The organism is Lysinibacillus fusiformis, assembly GCF_003049525.1.
Taxonomy (GTDB): Bacteria; Bacillota; Bacilli; order Bacillales_A; family Planococcaceae; genus Lysinibacillus; species Lysinibacillus fusiformis.
The window spans coordinates 111781-129150 of sequence record NZ_PYWL01000003.1; the positions used below are offsets into that span (position 1 = coordinate 111781).

At 39.4% G+C, this 17370-nt stretch carries 15 protein-coding genes and 1 other annotated feature; of the genes, 12 read left to right on the forward strand and 3 right to left on the reverse strand.

Going from position 1 to position 17370, the window contains the following annotated elements; genetic code table 11:
* The first annotated feature begins 8 nt into the window (after positions 1-8).
* The 3 genes from queA to yajC all read left to right on the forward strand — a co-directional run bounded on the left by queA (position 9) and on the right by yajC (position 2777).
* Positions 9-1049, forward strand: coding sequence for a tRNA preQ1(34) S-adenosylmethionine ribosyltransferase-isomerase QueA (gene queA / locus C9J29_RS09415; RefSeq protein ID WP_008181183.1), 1041 nt, complete (start codon positions 9-11; stop codon positions 1047-1049).
* A gap of 56 nt (positions 1050-1105) precedes the next feature.
* Entirely contained in the window at positions 1106-2251 is a 1146-nt protein-coding gene (gene tgt, locus C9J29_RS09420) for a tRNA guanosine(34) transglycosylase Tgt (protein ID WP_008181181.1), read from the forward strand.
* A gap of 262 nt (positions 2252-2513) precedes the next feature.
* The gene (gene yajC, locus C9J29_RS09425) at positions 2514-2777 is read left to right on the forward strand and encodes a preprotein translocase subunit YajC (RefSeq protein WP_008181179.1); all 264 of its coding nucleotides are present in this window, start codon (positions 2514-2516) and stop codon (positions 2775-2777) included.
* Between the two features lie 94 nt (positions 2778-2871).
* Here yajC and C9J29_RS09430 read toward each other — a convergent pair whose 3' ends face one another.
* A complete protein-coding gene (locus C9J29_RS09430) occupies positions 2872-3711 on the reverse strand; it encodes a polysaccharide deacetylase family protein (RefSeq protein WP_089986683.1) in 840 nt (279 codons plus the stop codon).
* Between the two features lie 168 nt (positions 3712-3879).
* Between C9J29_RS09430 and C9J29_RS09435 the strand changes: the two genes are divergently transcribed.
* Complete coding sequence (locus C9J29_RS09435) at positions 3880-4515, forward strand: DUF421 domain-containing protein (RefSeq protein WP_043990784.1); 636 nt, start codon at positions 3880-3882, stop codon at positions 4513-4515.
* On the opposite strand, the gene C9J29_RS09440 is transcribed toward C9J29_RS09435, so the two are convergent.
* Entirely contained in the window at positions 4512-6029 is a 1518-nt protein-coding gene (locus C9J29_RS09440; RefSeq protein WP_089986682.1) for a putative polysaccharide biosynthesis protein, read from the reverse strand. The two genes, C9J29_RS09435 and C9J29_RS09440, sit on opposite strands and share 4 nt — an antisense overlap.
* Positions 6030-6122: 93 nt before the next feature.
* Between C9J29_RS09440 and C9J29_RS09445 the strand changes: the two genes are divergently transcribed.
* Positions 6123-6431: a post-transcriptional regulator gene (locus C9J29_RS09445; RefSeq protein WP_107922050.1), complete on the forward strand. Its 309-nt coding sequence runs from the start codon at positions 6123-6125 to the stop codon at positions 6429-6431.
* A 346-nt stretch (positions 6432-6777) separates the two neighbouring features.
* A complete protein-coding gene (secDF, locus tag C9J29_RS09450) occupies positions 6778-9045 on the forward strand; it encodes a protein translocase subunit SecDF (RefSeq protein WP_107922051.1) in 2268 nt (755 codons plus the stop codon).
* Positions 9046-9144: 99 nt separating this feature from the next.
* Here the strand turns inward: secDF and C9J29_RS09455 are convergent, their stop codons facing one another.
* Complete coding sequence (locus C9J29_RS09455) at positions 9145-10833, reverse strand: methyl-accepting chemotaxis protein (protein WP_107922052.1); 1689 nt, start codon at positions 10831-10833, stop codon at positions 9145-9147.
* Positions 10834-11152: 319 nt separating this feature from the next.
* Positions 11153-11419 (forward strand) — a binding site (T-box leader).
* Between the two features lie 116 nt (positions 11420-11535).
* On the opposite strand from C9J29_RS09455, the gene C9J29_RS09460 reads away from it, so the two are divergent.
* The 6 genes from C9J29_RS09460 to trpA are packed head-to-tail and all read left to right on the forward strand — an operon-like array spanning position 11536 to position 17335.
* Entirely contained in the window at positions 11536-12906 is a 1371-nt protein-coding gene (locus tag C9J29_RS09460; protein ID WP_107922053.1) for a chorismate-binding protein, read from the forward strand.
* Entirely contained in the window at positions 12903-13934 is a 1032-nt protein-coding gene (gene trpD, locus C9J29_RS09465; protein ID WP_107922054.1) for an anthranilate phosphoribosyltransferase, read from the forward strand. The genes C9J29_RS09460 and trpD overlap by 4 nt, the downstream gene beginning before the upstream one ends.
* Positions 13931-14722, forward strand: a complete 792-nt coding sequence (trpC, locus tag C9J29_RS09470) for an indole-3-glycerol phosphate synthase TrpC (protein ID WP_008181109.1) — start codon at positions 13931-13933, stop codon at positions 14720-14722. Before trpD ends, trpC begins: the two co-directional genes overlap by 4 nt.
* Entirely contained in the window at positions 14719-15333 is a 615-nt protein-coding gene (locus C9J29_RS09475; RefSeq protein ID WP_107922055.1) for a phosphoribosylanthranilate isomerase, read from the forward strand. The genes trpC and C9J29_RS09475 overlap by 4 nt, the downstream gene beginning before the upstream one ends.
* Positions 15333-16544 (forward strand): tryptophan synthase subunit beta, encoded by a 1212-nt coding sequence (gene trpB / locus C9J29_RS09480; protein ID WP_008181105.1) that lies wholly within the window; start codon positions 15333-15335, stop codon positions 16542-16544. The genes C9J29_RS09475 and trpB overlap by 1 nt, the downstream gene beginning before the upstream one ends.
* Positions 16541-17335, forward strand: a complete 795-nt coding sequence (trpA, locus tag C9J29_RS09485; protein WP_096365177.1) for a tryptophan synthase subunit alpha — start codon at positions 16541-16543, stop codon at positions 17333-17335. The genes trpB and trpA overlap by 4 nt, the downstream gene beginning before the upstream one ends.
* Positions 17336-17370 lie beyond the last annotated feature (35 nt).

The window sequence follows — 17370 nt, forward strand, 5'->3', positions numbered from 1 at the left end:
TTTTTTTCATGCGTGTAGAAGATTTTGATTTTGAATTACCAGAGGAGCTTATTGCCCAAACACCATTAGTAGATCGTACAGCTAGTCGATTAATGGTTGTGACACCTGGCTCAATTGAAGTTGAGCATCACCATTTTGCACATGTCTTAGATGAGCTACGTGCGGGAGATTGTCTTGTGTTAAATGATACAAGGGTCTTACCGGCTCGCTTAATGGGTGTAAAAGAGGAGACAGGCGCCCATATTGAGGTATTATTACTGAAGCAATTGGCAGGTTCAGACGAGTGGGAAACCCTTGTAAAACCAGCAAAACGCGTAAAAGTAGGGACAGTTATCACATTTGGAGATGGGTTGCTAACAGCTACTTGTACAGGTGAGCTTGACCATGGTGGACGAACATTTGAATTTCATTACGATGGAATCTTTTATGAAATATTAGAGCAGCTTGGTGAAATGCCATTACCGCCTTATATTCGAGAAAAATTAGAAGACAAAGATCGCTATCAAACGGTCTATGCGAAAGAACGTGGCTCAGCTGCTGCTCCAACGGCGGGTCTACATTTTACAGAAGAATTATTAGAACAAGTAAAGGCAAAAGGGGTAGAGGTTGTCTTTATTACTCTTCATGTCGGACTTGGTACATTCCGTCCTGTTAGTGTGGATTCCATTGAAAACCATGAAATGCATGCCGAATTTTATAGTGTGACGGACGAAGCGGCAGACACGATTAATCGTGTAAAGCGTAATGGCGGTAAGGTAATAGCTGTTGGGACAACCTCCACACGTACATTAGAGACAATTGGCTCTAAATATGGTGGTGAGGTACGACCAGAGCAAGGTTGGACATCTATTTTCATCTATCCAGGCTATACGTTTTCTGTGGTGGATGGTTTAATTACAAACTTCCATTTGCCAAAGTCAACACTTGTTATGCTAGTGAGTACGCTAGCCACTAGAGAAACTATTTTAAGTGCCTATCAGCAAGCTGTAGAAGAAAAATATCGCTTCTTTAGTTTTGGTGATGCTATGTTTATTCGACCAAAAGAATAAAAAAGAAATAATCGGAGTACTGTTTTTACTTCAGATCAGAGAGGGTTTTTATTTTTATGACACAACCAGCAATTCGCTATGAATTACTTCATACATGTAAACAAACAGGAGCACGTCTTGGTATCGTGCATACACCACATGGCTCTTTTGAAACGCCAGCATTTATGCCAGTTGGGACACAAGCAACGGTAAAAACAATGTCTCCTGAGGAATTAAAAGAAATGAATGCCGGTATTATCTTATCTAACACGTATCATTTATGGCTTCGTCCAGGCAATGATATCGTCAAGGAAGCAGGCGGACTGCATAAATTTATGAACTGGGATCGACCAATTTTAACAGATTCAGGCGGTTTCCAAGTATTCTCGCTAAGTCAGTTCCGTAAAATTGAAGAGGAAGGCGTTCATTTCCGTAATCATCTTAATGGGGATAAATTATTCCTAAGTCCAGAAAAAGCGATGGAAATTCAAAATGACTTAGGCTCGGATATCATGATGGCCTTCGATGAATGTCCACCGTATCCTGCAACACATGAATATATGCTGCAATCAGTAGATCGTACAACACGTTGGGCAAAAAGATGCAAAGAAGCTCATAATCGTCCGGAAGAACAAGGGTTATTCGGAATTATTCAAGGCGGTGAATACGAGGATCTACGCCGTCGTTCTGCAGAAGCATTAGTCGAGTTAGATTTCCCAGGCTACGCTATAGGCGGATTATCTGTTGGAGAACCGAAAGATATTATGAACCGTGTTCTTGAGTTCACAACACCGTTAATGCCAGCAAATAAACCTCGATATTTAATGGGAGTGGGTTCACCAGATTCATTAATCGATGGTGCCATTCGTGGTGTTGATATGTTTGACTGTGTTCTGCCAACACGTATTGCGCGTAATGGTACACTGATGACATCAGAAGGTCGTTTAGTCGTTAAGAATGCAAAATATGCTCGTGATTTTGGGCCAATTGATCCGAACTGTGATTGCTATACATGTAAAAACTATTCACGTGCTTATATTCGTCACTTGATTCGCACAGAAGAGACATTCGGTATTCGTTTAACGTCTTATCATAATTTACATTTCCTATTAAAGCTAATGGAACAAGTACGTGAGGCAATTCGTCAAGATCGTCTTGGTGATTTCCGAGAAGAGTTTTTCGAGAAATATGGCTTTAATGGACCAGATGCGAAAAACTTTTAACCAATTACTTTTGTAAGGATAATAAAGTGGACGAGTTTTTCATAAAAAAGGGCATTAGAAATCCTCTAATGTCCTAAATGAATAGCCATAGTATGGCAATATCATTCAAAACTTTGTAAAAAGTGAATATTTCTAGCAAAATATTGTCAATCATAGAAAAAATATTAGTAAATGAGAAAATTTTTGGGCTTGTCCATCGCTTTTTAATGGTGGAATAGTCTATACTAAAAAAGTGAGATTTGGAAAGGGGGCAAGAAGTATTATGGATCAATTATTAGGCTTAGCACCAATATTATTAATGTTCGTTGCTATGTGGTTTATCTTAATCCGTCCAGCTAAAAAAAGACAGCAGGAAACACAAAATATGCAAGGTAGTTTGCAACGTGGAGATAAAGTCATTACAATCGGTGGCATGCATGGTGTCATTGATGCAATTGAGGACACTTCAGTAACATTAAAGATCGCTGATAATGTACGTGTGAAATTTGACCGACAAGCAATCGGCCGAGTTGAGAAGGACATGTAATCATTAAAAGGAAAAAGGCTTACAATAGGCAATAGCTATATTGTAAGCCTTTTCTTATGATGTTGAAGCAGAATGGATAACTTCCTACTGCTTCTTATTTCAGTGTATTTATTTTGTGAATTAAGTCGGCACCTGAATCATTGCCATTTACAATGATTCTACTCAGTGCAAATAATCCATCACCCTTTTTAACATATTTATTTTGAATGACAAAGCCCATTTTAAAACCAGCCTCCTGTGCTAATTTAATGGTGGCGGCAGATTGAATACCATATGGATAGCTAATGGCGATGGGCTCATAGCCTAATTTTTCTTTAATTATGTTTCTGGAGTGAATAAAATCATCTTTGACCCTTGCTTCGTACTGCTCTTGACTTTCTAATTGTCCATTCAAATAGCTTGGACCGTAAATGGCCCCATTTTGTCTGCCATATTTTGAAGGTAATTTATAATGCGAGTCCCAAGTATGGCTTTGGATCGTTATATAATCTTGCATTTCTTTTAATTGTTCCCAATTCATTTTAGCAATTTCATGTGGATAGGCAATACCCTTACTTGTATCGACTATTCGGCTTGCAATAACAAAGATTTCTGCATGTAGGTCATATTTTTTCAAAATCGGATAAGCCATTTCGTAATTGCTGAGATAGCCATCATCAAAAGTAATCAATACAGGCTTTTCAGGTAATTTGATTTGGCTTGTTAAGTAATCGTGTAATTCTTTGACCGAAATCGCATGATACCCTTCTTCCTTAAGTGCTCTCATCTGTTTATCAAAATTAGTGGGTGAAATAACCGTATTATTGTTTATATTGTCCGCTAAATGGTGGTACATAAGAACGGGTATAGTTTGTTCTTCGTATCCATAAGTAAGGAATGGATACGTGAACAGAACGATATAAACAACAACGAAAGCAATAATTTTCCTAATCATTTTCTCACCTTATTTGCTGTTTATAGTTTAAAGTATGTCGTTCTTTATATTTTGTACGAACAACTAAAGACTATTCCTTGAATAAAATCATTTTTCAGCAATATGACACCATCATTCTGTATAAAAAACAAAAATAAGGTCACCTTGATAGTATGGGGGTGTATGCTAATGGAAGAATATTTCCATATTATTTTTAGAACCTGTTTTTTATATGTGTTTATTATCATCGTCTTTCGATTGATGGGTAAACGAGAAGTGGGTGAGCTATCTGTCATCGATTTAGTTGTATTTGTTTTAATTGCAGAAGTGGCTGCCTTTGCATTAGATGATTATAAAAATCCTCTTTTTAATGCTATTCTACCCATTATTATTTTGCTTTGTATACAAATATTAAGTGCTTATTTATCGTTGAAATTCAAGGGAATCCGCGACCTAGTTGACGGTGATCCAGCATTACTAGTAAAAGACGGTGTGATTTTAGAGAGTGAAATGCGGAAACACCGTTATAATTTAGATGATTTATGTCAGCAATTACGAGAAAGTGGTATCGCCTCTGTCTCCGATGTTGCATTTGCCTATTTAGAACCTTCGGGCAATCTTTCCGTTTACAAAAAAGATGAAAAACCATTTGTTTATCCATTGATTATTGACGGAGATATTCAAGAAAGACATTTATTAACGATGCATAAAGATGTGGAATGGTTGAAGAATGAACTAGCTAAAAATAATATTACAGATAGTGAGACAGTGTTTTTTTGTATTTGGGAAGACGAGCGACTGTATATCCAATTAAAAGAAAGCTAAACTTTCTTTGCTAATTTACGGATATAGCGGAAATCCGTTATACGTAATTGATTGGTAAATAATAAACTCGTAAATAGTAAAAATAATGTGACACAGCTATTTAAAATAAATGGTAGTGATAGTAATGGCATAAGGAAGTACTGGGCGATACAAACGGCAATAAAGCAACTATAAGGTACGACAAACATTCTAAAGCCTGCTCGTAAGTTTTTCCGTTGTCTAACAGTTGCTATATGCAAGAAAGACGTCATTAAAACGCCAAAGCCAATAGCTACCACAGCCCCTTTTTCTTGAATACCGGGCTGAGAGGCAAGTACAAACATAACAAATAATTTTCCTAGGCCACCATAGATAGAGTTCATCATCGCAGCCCGAGCTTCGCCAATCGCCTGAAGGATGGAGTGTAAAGGGCTTTGAATATAATAAAAATAAAAAATGGGGGCTAAAATTTTTACGTAACCACGATTTTCTTCTAAATGGAAAAGCTTCATAGCCAATTCATCACCATGTACAAAGAAATATGTAGCGGCAAAACAGCCCACTAAAGAAGATAATCGTAAGGAAACCGAAATCCGCTCCTGTAGCAAAGAAGTGTGCTGACGAGCGACGGCATCACTGACCGCTGGAATAAGAACAATCGATAAAGCTGTTGACACAAACGCAGGAAATAGCAGTAATGGCACTAACACACCTGAGATGACACCGTATAGAATGGTAGCTGCAGATGCCGTTAAGCCTGCCACTGTTAAAGCTTTCAAAAAGATGATTGGTTCTAAAAACCAAGTGAAAGAACCAAAAAGCTTACTGCCTGCGGAAGGTAGTGCTATACGGAGCATTGGCGATGAAGGATACCCTTCGATTTTTGTTTTGCGCGGAATTAGTTTCTTTTTTGAAATTATATAGTGCAGCCATAAATAGAGGAATGCTACTACCTCTGCAGCAAGCGTAATACCCATTGCAGCAGCTGCCGTCACAGCAGCATTATTATAGTTAGCCACATATGGAAGCATTAGTGTAATAAAGCTAATACGCACCACTTGTTCAATCATTTGTGACCAAGCGGTCGGTGTAATTTTAGCGATTCCCTGTAAATAAGCGCGTAATAAACCAGATCCTACTGATACTGGTACGGCAAAGAGTGCAATCCATAAGGTGAAAGTTGTATGTTCATTATGTAAGAGTGTCGTAGAAATATATGGGATAGTAAGTGCAACGAGTGGCATAAAAACGATCATGCCAATAAATGACCAAAGAATAGCAGTACGCATGACGCCAAATATGCTTTCGCGTTTATTTTTTGCTAGTAATTCTGCCACAATTTTAGCTACAGCAATAGGTAGTCCAAGTTGAATGAGTGAGATGAAGAAAATAAAAGCTGGATAGACGGTCATATAAATGCCGACTGCCTCTTCACCAGCAATTCGCATAAATTGCATTCTATAAAAGAAGCCAAAAAGTTTAGATAAAAAAATGACAAACATTAAAAATAAAGTACCCCGTACAAAAGAACTCATGCCATCCGTCCCTTCTCAAGCCGCAAAAATTCATTTACACTATTTGTATGCAAGCATGTCTTACGTTACGACTTTGATTGGAGATGATTCAAAATGAGTATGCAATATGAGCAACTATTTGAAAAAATTCGTCCTGCAATTGATAGTAAGATAGCAGAGTTCAAGTATTTTCATTATGATGCTATAACGGCAGAAGAGCTTTGGCGGTACTGTGTTGAAAAAAAATGGCGGAAAAAGAAAGTAGATCAACTACGCTTATATGAGGTGATTGCGACCATATTCTCGGTATCATCATCTGATATCGTCTCATTTAATCAAGTAGAGTTTTTACAAAGTGATAATTGGTTTGAAGAACTGAATACAGAAGAATTACAATTACTGCTTGGTCCAGTCAGAACATAAATGACGATGTGTCAAATTTTGCAAGAATTCAAAGAAACCTATATGTGTTGAATTGACACCAAGCGCAACCTGTTTCATAATAAGTGTGTTGCGCTTTTTTTATTTTGAAAAACTGTTTACTTACATAAACCGCCCATGCGATGTTACTTGCATTAGGAAGGTTAGTACCTAATAATACAAAGATAAACTTGCGCGTTATGAACGAATGAAATAAGTGAAGCTACCTTTTTGAGACACAGGTAACATGATTCTAAGAAAAAGGAGGATTAATCGTTTCAAAAGGTATTGCTAGTTACTTGTTTGGCGTGTAAGGACAACCCTTACACCATTTCGAGGAGGATTTTCAATGAAACTAAAAAGTCGTATAGTTGCATTCCTATTAATTCTTGTGCTTTTGGTAGCAGGAATTAGTACGACTGTAAACGGCGTCTTAAAGGACATTAAGCTTGGTCTTGACTTACAAGGCGGGTTTGAGGTTCTTTACGAGGTAAATGAATTAAAAGAAGGACAAAAAATCACGCCGGAAGTTGTGGCTGCTACGGCAACAGCCCTTGGTAACCGTGTCAATGCGATTGGTGTTAGTGAACCAAGCATTCAGGTTGAGGGAGAAAACCGTATCCGTGTGCAATTAGCTGGTGTTGAAGATCAGGAATCTGCACGTAAGTTACTATCTACTTCTGCGAATTTAACATTCCGTGATGTGGATGATAATTTATTATTAGATGGGAATGATTTAGCGGAAAATGGAGCTAGTGCTTCCTTTGACCAGCAAAATCGCCCAATCGTATCTTTAAAATTAAAAGATGCGAAAAAATTTGCAGATGTAACAAGTAAAATTGCTGCGAAACCTGTAGGACAAAATTTATTAGTTGTATGGTTAGACTTTGAAGAGGGTGTTGATTCCTATAAAGCGGAATCACAAAAAGCGAAGCCTCGCTATTCATCAGCAGCAACAGTTAGTCAAACGTTAAATACTACAGACGTTATGATAAGTGGTAATTTCTCTGTTGATGAAACAAAAAATTTATCAGGAATTTTAAATGCAGGGGCACTACCTGTTAAGCTTGATGAAATTTACTCCACTTCTGTTGGTGCTCAGTTTGGTGATGAAGCACTGAAAAGTACCATTTTTGCAGGTATTGTCGGCGTAGTAATTATTTTCTTATTCATGTTATTTTACTATCGTTTACCAGGCTTTATTTCCATCATTACACTTGTTGTATTCACTTTCTTAGTCTTGGTTGTATTTGATTGGATAAACGCCGTATTAACGCTTCCGGGTATTGCTGCTATTGTACTCGGTATAGGGATGGCTGTGGACGCCAACATTCTAGCAGCAGAACGTATACGAGAAGAGCTTCGAGTAGGGTATTCTGCTAAACAGGCGTTCCAAATTGGGTCTAAACAATCTTTATCAGCGATTGTCGATGCACAGTTGACGACTCTATTAGCAGCGGGCATTCTATTTTACTTCGGGACAAGCTCTGTCAAAGGATTCGCAACTACATTAATTATTAGTATTTTATTGAGCTTCTTAACAGCAGTTTGGGGTTCTCGCGTTCTATTAGGAGTCCTTGTTAACAGTGGCTATTTCAATAATCCAGCATGGTATGGTATTGCCAAATCAAAACAACATAGTTTAGATGAAAACATTGGCACATTAGATTTATCAACGAAATTTGATCGTTTCGATTTTGTTCACAACCGTAAGAAATTTTATACATTCTCTTTAGCCATTTTAGTGGCTGGGATAGTGGTTATGGGTATTTTCCGTCTAAACCTTGGTATTGATTTCTCTAGTGGTACACGTATTCAAATTGAAGCAGAACAAACGTTAACACAAGAAGAAGTAGCAAAATTCGTTGATAGCATTGGTTTCCCTTCGGAGGATATTGTCCTTTCAGGAGAAAAGAGTACATCTGCAGTTGTACGTTATAAATCCGATTTATCACAAGCAGATATTTTAAAATTCCAAAAAGAAACAACTGATAAATATGGTCATAAACCTACTGTAAGTACGGTATCGCCAACAGTTGGTAAGGAATTGGTGAAAAATGCTATTAAAGCATTGGCACTTTCAGCACTAGGAATCATCATTTATGTAGCAATTCGTTTTGAATGGCGCATGGGCATTGGTGCAATTGTTTCATTATTGCATGATGTATTCTTAATCGTTGCCGTCTTTAGCTTCATGCGTTTAGAGGTAGATATTACATTTATTGCGGCTGTGTTAACCATTGTTGGTTACTCCATTAATGATACGATTGTTACCTTTGACCGTATGCGTGAAAACTTAGATCGTTATGATACAATTAATGACCGTGAAGTATTGGCGAACATTGTAAATAAATCATTACGCCAAACAATGGGACGTTCTGTTAATACAGTCCTAACAGTTATTATTGTTGTTATAGCTTTATTAATTTTTGGTGCACCATCTATTCAAAACTTCTCGATCGCGTTATTGATTGGTTTAATTACAGGTATGTATTCTTCCATCTGTATCGCAGCTCAAATCTGGTATTCATTAAAAATTCGTGAAATGAAAAAATCAGATGGGCAGCTACACAAGAAAGAGAAAAAACAATGGGGTACAGACGAACCTACTGTATAATTTAAATGGGCAGGGGTAGAAAACAAATTGTTTTCTATACCCTGCTTTTATGATGCAAAAAAATCTGCTGGCTTTCTAAAAAGCAGCAGATTTTCTTTCTTATATTTTAAATTGTTGAAGTAATGTTTGTAGCTGCTGGGCATGTTGACTTAACTCCTCAGCGACCGCGTTCACTTGCTGCATTGTTGCGACTTGTTCATCAACAGACTCACCAATTATTTGTGAATTGCTGGCTGATTGATTTGATACACTAGCTATTTCCGTGACAGAGGCTGCAACCTGTTCAGCACTGGCGGAAATTTCCTCAGATGTAGCAGATATTTCTTCAATTTGCTCAGTAAATGCAGTCACGGCTGATGTGATGGAGTAGAAAGCATCCCCTGCCTCGTGAATTTTATTTACGCCATCTTTTACAGACGCTAGTCCATGATCGACGGCAACTGCAACATTGCGTGTATCTGTCAGAATTTCTTTTGTAATGGCAACTATTTGATTGGCAGACTGATTAGATTCCTCAGCAAGTTTACGTACTTCATCAGCTACTACTGCAAAGCCCTTACCGTGTTCCCCAGCTCTTGCCGCTTCAATTGCCGCATTTAATGCCAGTAAATTTGTTTGCTCTGAAATGGCTGTGATAACGGTTGTAATTTGTCCAATTTCTTCTGATTGTTTACTTAACTTTTCGGTTAATGTAGCAATTTCAGAGGTAGCCACAGAAATGATAGACATTTGTTCTTTCGCTATGGAAATAGTTGTTCCTCCTGTTTGTGCGAGCTCAGTCATACTTTCTGCATTGGAATGAAGGCTTTGTGTCGCTTCTGCAATGCGTTGGACACCGGTTGCTGTTTCATCCATTGCTACAGCACTTTGCTGTGAAGCACTAGCGGATGAAACGATATGTGTTGAGTTTTCTTGAATTCGTTGGGCAATATCCTCAGAAGTCGCCGTCACTTCCTCCGTGCTAGCAGATAGCTCTTCAGAGACAGCTGATAGGTGGGAGGCACTATCTTGGATGTTTGACATTAATCCTGTTAGATTGTGCTTTAACGTATTGACAGCCACGGCTAGTGTACCAATTTCATCTTTTGATTGGTGAGTCAGCTCATCAATCGTTAAATCTCCTTGTGCTAATGTATCAGCCGCTCCAATAGCCTGACGCAATGGCTGAACAATCGACCTTTTAACAAAAAACATAAAGTATACGCCAATAACGACACTAGCCAATAGTAGCGTGATGGAAATAATAATTGCTCGTGCAACCGTTTGATTCACTTCAGCATCAACCTTTTGAAGCTGTTCATTATGATACTCTAACATTTCCTTCGTCAATTGGAAGATTTCCTTATTATCTTTTGTCACATCAGTATTTATGTAAGAGAGTGCTAAATCTACATTTCCATTATTGAAGGCTTGGACCGCCTCTTCGGAATGAGTAAGTAAATCTTTTTGTAGTGCTGTGATTTGCTGCATGATATTTTTTGTGTAATCAGAACGAACAAGGGTAGAAAGTTCATTCACCGATTCTGGTAATAGCTTTTCATAGCGCTCTAAATTAGCTTTAGCTGTTTCATCCTTTTGATTTAAAATATAGGAACGTAAAAATAAACCTTGCGATGCGAGTTCTTGCTGAATTTTCACTGTTAATTGCATTTGGACTATACGATGTTGCAGCACTTCTTCTAGATCATTTTGTGTAGCTTTAAATTGAAGAAAGCTCACAATGCTTGAAATGAAGAGTAAACATGTTAATGAAATGAAGCCAAGATTTAATTTTTTACGAACGGACATAGACGTTCCTACCTTCTTTTGTTATATAGAAAAAATAAATGTTCTGAAATTACTATAGCTTGATATTTTTACAAGGTCAATACTCAGAAAATTTTCAACAGCAGGAGTGGTATTTCCTTTTTACGGAATTTTAAAAGGGTTATATACCTATATAAAAAGCTTCTGAAATCCATGTCAACCACTTGATTCTTCAAAATTGATTGACAATTGTATTTGTTTGTCATAGAATTAAGGCTAACTTTTTGTTCGGTCAAGGTAGAAGGCTACGGGAGCGTGGTCAGCCTAAGAACAGATGAGCTGAGTTTAGATGAGAATAGCTGAGAAATTGTTGAATAAGAGTAGTAGCATAGGTGTGCAATATAGAGAGTCAGTGGCTGGTGAGAACTGATTTGTAGCTTATGTGAATGGACTTATGAGAGTCGCCTTTAAAAAAGCGAACGTGAATCCCCACGTTATAGGGAATGCTTGAACGATATATGGCTATAGCTATCTAACTGATTAGCTATGGACGTAGCAGGAGCAGGCATTAAAGTGAGAGCAATATGCTCTAATATGAGGTGGCAACGCGGTCATGATCGTCCTCTGCAATTAGGAATAATCCTTTTTGCAGGGGATTTTTTTATTTTCATTCAACAGTGCAATTTTTCTTCATTCGACTAGACATTAGCTAAAGGAAATCTTTGGAGAAGGAGATTGAAAGCTATGCAAACAATGAGTTCAAGAACAAAAATGAAAACCATCAATGGCGATTCTTTAACACCGATATTAATTTTTAGACGTTTACAAGGTAAGCATAAATTTCTGCTGGAAAGTTCAGCCCAGCATGAGGGTGCGGGAAGGTTTTCCTTTATCGGTGCGAATCCAAGAAAAACATATAAAGGTGTCGGGCAAGAAATTCAGGAGTATTCCTATCAAACAGGAAAAACCTATGTCCATAAAGGTGAGCTCTTTGCTCTACTGAAAAGACTCATGCCACGCATTTCCCATACGACTGAATTTCCGTTCTCTGGTGGTGCCGTTGGTTATATAGGTCATGGAGGAACATCGATGCTGCCAACCGATGAAAAGGATCTCCCAGATGTTCATTTTCATGTCTATGAAACAATCATTATGTTTGACCATGTAACGGATGAAGTGACACTGATTCATACAAATATAGATGTGGAAAAACAAGAGCCTGACTTGGAGGATTTAGCCCAACAGTTGTTACAGGGGCAAGCAAGTGAAGAAGCAACTTACATCTATCAAACGCTTGATACTTCTACACAGGATCAATTTACAAATGCTCTACAAAACATTCAACGTAATTTACAAGGGGAAATGACAAGAGTCGTATTACCGAAGCGCTATATGGCAAAGTTTCAAGGAGACGCTTTTTCGTTATATAGACAGCTCCGTAAAAAAAAGCCAGCTGCCTATATGTATTATGTAGAATTTGAAGATTATGTAGTTTTAGGAACATCTCCTGAAAGTCTAATACGAGTGACAGGAGAACGAGTAATTGCAACCCCGACAGAGGGAACATACCCACGAGGAGGAACGAAAAGCGACGACTTAGAAAATGAACGAAAACTATGTAATCATCTAGAGATTAGAAAATCACATGCCCTCCTTGTGAGCGCAGTGCAGAAAGAGCTACAGTCAGTTTGTTTTCGGGATTCCCTTCAGGTGATTGATGCTATGCGTATTGAGAGATCGAAGCAAGCTTTACACATGACTTCTAGAATAGAGGGACGTCTGTTGCCAATGCTTCATGCCCTTGATGTATTAGCAGCAATGCTACCACCATATTCAACTACAGGGATACCTAAGGAACAGGAAACCTATTATTTGGAAAAATGGCATCATAATGCGGGTATTTTTGGCGGAGCTCTCGGCTTCATTGGTTTTAATGGGCAGTTGGATTTTGCTTTAGCTGGGCAATCCATTGTGGTGAAACAGACAATGATGCATTTGCAATCGACCATTGCGGTTACAAAATATACGGACGTATTAAGAGTTTTACAGCAGGTGGAAGAGGAAGAACGAGTATATTTACAGTTATTGGCGAATAATGGAGGGCAAAACGAATGAAGCATTTACAGCGGAAAGTGTTGCAAGGAGAGCATTTAATGTATGAAGAAATGCTGGAGGTGGCGCAATGGATATTTCAGGATGACACCCCTAAAGATGAAATCGCAAGCTTTTTAACAGCCCTATCTATAAAGGGGGAGACGGCTCATGAAGTAGCGGCATTAGCAACAACTATGCGGTCATTTGCCCGTGATGTCCCGGTAAAAGAAGGGGATTACATGGATAATTGCGGTACTGGTGGTGATGGTCTTCATACATTTAATATCAGTACTGCCTCTGCATTCGTGCTAGCGGGAGCTGGTGTTAAAATCGCCAAGCATGGAAATCGTAAAATTTCGTCTTCCTCTGGCAGCTCGGACGTTTTAGAGGCATTAGGCATTCATACAGATATGACAATTCCACAAACGGTAGATTTATTGGAGAAAGAAGGCATTGCTTTTTTATATGCACCGAATATCCATCCTAAACTAAGAAGGATTGGGGAGGTGCGACGTGCACTAGGTCGACCAACCATCTTTAATCTAGTTGGCCCTTTAACAAATCCTGTAACCCTTTCAACACAATTTACAGGCATTAATCGTCCCCATTTTGTCATGGAGTATGCTTCTGTTCTACAAATGCTAGGACGGGAGCGTGCCATTGTAGTATCAGGTCCTCAAGGGCTAGACGAAGCTTCCTTAGCAGGGCAAAATACATTGGTTTTACTAGATAAAGGAGATTTGATTCCATTCTCATTGACCGCAGAGGATGTCGGTCTTCGCTCGGCACCATTAGAGGCCATTCGTGGTGGCAATGCTGATGAAAATGCGGTAATAATGAAAAAATTATTGGCTGGGGAGCAGAGTGCCTACTTAAATACGGTATTGTTAAATGCCGGAATTGGATTATTCGGTTATGGTCAGGCAGAAACGATTAAAGAGGGTGTGGCTATGGCGAAAGACAGTATTAGCAGTGGGCGAGCCCTACAAAAATTAGCAAAGGTTGTAGCTTATAGTGAGCAATTAAAAGGAGTGAAGGTTGGACAATGAATATTCTTCAAAAAATACTTCAGCAAAAGAGGATAGAGGTAGGAGCATTATTAGAGCAGCCTGATCCTTTAGCGAATTTTTCAGAACAGCAACGCCCTTCGTTATTCCAATCATTACGGCAAGCAAACACATTGCAAGTGATTGCTGAAATGAAACGTGCTTCACCTTCCAAAGGGTTAATTGCTGGTGGGGCAGACCCAGTTGCCCAAGCAAAAGTTTATGCTCAGGCAGGAGCAGCAGCTATTTCTGTATTAACGGACAAGGAATTTTTTAAAGGTTCCTTTGAAGATTTAGCTGCAGTTGCTCGTACTGTGGATACGCCACTTCTTTGTAAAGATTTTATGGTGGATCGAGTGCAAATTCGATTTGCGAAGGCAGCAGGCGCATCAATAATTTTATTGATCGTGGCAGCATTAACGGATGAAGCTTTACGTGATTTATATAGCTACGCAACGAGCTTAGGCTTAGAGGTTTTAGTGGAAGTGCATGATAGTGAGGAGCTCGAACGTGCCCTTGCAGTCGATGCGAAATTGATTGGCGTTAATAATCGAGATTTACGCACTTTTGAAGTCAATTTACAGCGAACAAAGGAGATTGCAGAAGCCTTTCCGTTTGATGAGGAACATCTATTAATTAGTGAAAGTGGTATTTGGTCGCAGGACGATGCGAAACAAGTGGCGGCTATGGGCGCTAGTGGCGTTCTTGTTGGAGAAGCATTAATGCGGAGCGGAGATGTAGGGCTAGCACTCAGACGTTTACAAGTTCAAACCGAGGAGACGTCAGTATGACAAAAGTTAAAATTTGTGGATTACAAGAATTAGAACATATCCAAACAGCAATTCATGCTGGTGCAGATGCTGTGGGCTTTGTTTTTGCACCAAGTAAACGTCGTGTATCCATTGAACAAGCACAGCTGTTAGCAAAGCAAGTGCCACAAGGTATTTTGAAAATTGGTGTCTTTGTCAATCCAACTCCTGCTGAATTACAGGAAGCAGTTGAGCGAGTGCCTTTAGATTACGTGCAATACCATGGAGAGGAAACAGCAGCATTCATTGTTGAACAAGGTTATCCGGCTATAAAAGCATTATCTATACGGACAAAAGAGGATGTGCAAGCCGCTGCTAATTATCAGGTGGACTATTATTTATTCGATGCCCCTGGGACTGATTTTAAGGGTGGAAGTGGTCGAACTTTTGACTGGACTTTACTTGATGAAGTGGGAATTCCACGAGAAAGATTAATACTTGCTGGTGGATTGAAGGCGGAGAATATTGAAGGAGCCATTACAGATGTAGACCCTCACATGGTGGATGTATCCAGTGGTGTAGAAACAAATGGCATAAAGGATCATAAAAAAATACGGACATTTTTACAAATGGCAAAGAGGGGGCATAGATAATGACAGTTTCGATAGCCAATAGTGTACCAACAAAGGATGGGCGGTTCGGCCAATTTGGTGGGCGGTTTGTACCTGAAACATTAATGACAGCCTTGCTAGAATTAGAGACTGCTTATGAGGAAGCAATAAAAGATGCAGCGTTTACAGAGGAGCTATCCTATTATTTAAAGGACTATGTGGGACGTGAAACCCCGCTTTATTTCGCAGAAAATTTAACAAAGAAGCTTGGTGGAGCGAAAATCTATTTAAAGCGTGAAGATTTAAATCATACAGGTGCTCATAAAATTAATAACGCGATCGGCCAGGCCCTCCTTGCCAAACGAATGGGGAAAAAGAAAATTGTTGCGGAGACAGGAGCTGGGCAACATGGAGTAGCAACGGCTACCGCTTGTGCCTTATTAAATCTTGAATGTGTAGTTTTTATGGGCGCTGAAGACATCAAACGTCAGCAGTTAAATGTTTTTCGTATGGAGCTACTTGGAACGAAGGTTCAGTCGGTGGAAAGCGGGTCAAAAACTTTAAAGGATGCTGTAAATGCTGCTTTGCGCTACTGGGTAACAAATGTGGAGGATACGCATTATATTTTAGGCTCTGCGTTAGGCCCACACCCATTTCCAAAAATTGTCCGGGACTTTCAGCGTATTATCGGGGTAGAAACAAGGACACAAATTTTGCAAAAGGAAGGTCGTTTACCAGATGCAGTTGTAGCTTGTATTGGTGGAGGTAGTAATGCAATTGGCATGTTTCATCCATTCGTTGACGATGAATCAGTTGCCTTATATGGTGTAGAGGCAGCAGGAAGTGGTCTTGAAACGGGGCGGCATGCTGCAGCCATTGCAGGTGGACAATTGGGTGTATTACATGGTGCTTACATGTATTTATTACAAGATGAAAATGGCTTTGTTCAAGAAGCACACTCTATTTCAGCAGGATTAGACTATCCAGGAAAAGGGCCGGAACATTGTTATTTACATGAGATGGGTCGAGCGCAATTTGACTCTATCACAGATGCTGAAGCATTAGAAGGCTTACAATTATTAAGTCGAACAGAGGGCATACTTCCCGCACTGGAAAGTTCCCACGCTATTGCTTATACAGCAAAGCTTGCTAAAACTATGCCGAATGACAGCATTATTGTGGTGTGCTTATCTGGCCGAGGGGATAAAGATGTACACACGGTTCGTGCGGCACTAGGGGGGGATCTGAAATGACGACTTTACAACAGGCGATTGACCAGACAAAGCTTGCAGGACATAAGGCTTTTATACCGTATATGATGGCAGGCGATGGGGGATTAGAAACAGTCAAGCCAACGATCTTAAAGCTACAGCAGCTGGGTGTAACAGCTATTGAAGTAGGCATTCCCTTTACAGACCCTGTTGCAGATGGTCCAACAATTGAACGGGCTGGAGAACGAGCATTAGTAGCGGGTGTAACGTTGAGGAAAGTATTACAAGCTCTCGCTTCATTTAAAGAGGAAATAACTGTCCCATTAGTCATCATGACTTATTTTAATCCCGTATTAGCATATGGCTTGGAGGCTTTTGCTCAAGCTTGTGTAGCTGGAGGAGTCAAAGGAATAATCGTACCCGATGTGCCATTAGAGGAAAGTGGGATTTTACGAGAGGCCTTAAATCCACATAGCATTGATGTCATCCAGCTTGTATCATTAACAAGTCCTCCTGAACGCATTACTCGTATTGCTGCTGCAAGCCAAGGATTTGTTTACGCAGTCACTGTAAATGGAATTACAGGGGAACGATCCAATTTTGCTACTAATTTAGAACAACATTTTGCAAGCTTGCGTCAGGCAAGTCCAATCCCAGTACTAGCGGGATTTGGCATTTCAACGCCAGAGCAAGTGAAAAGTATGGGAATGTTGGGAGATGGGGTCATCGTTGGAAGTGCCGTTGTGACAGCCTTACATGAAGGCAGGATGGAAGCAATAGAAGCATTAATAGCCGCTTCAAAAGGCATTTATGAAAAGTCTACTCTTTACTAGAGTGGGCTTTTTTGCTGTGTAGTGGATAGCGTGGG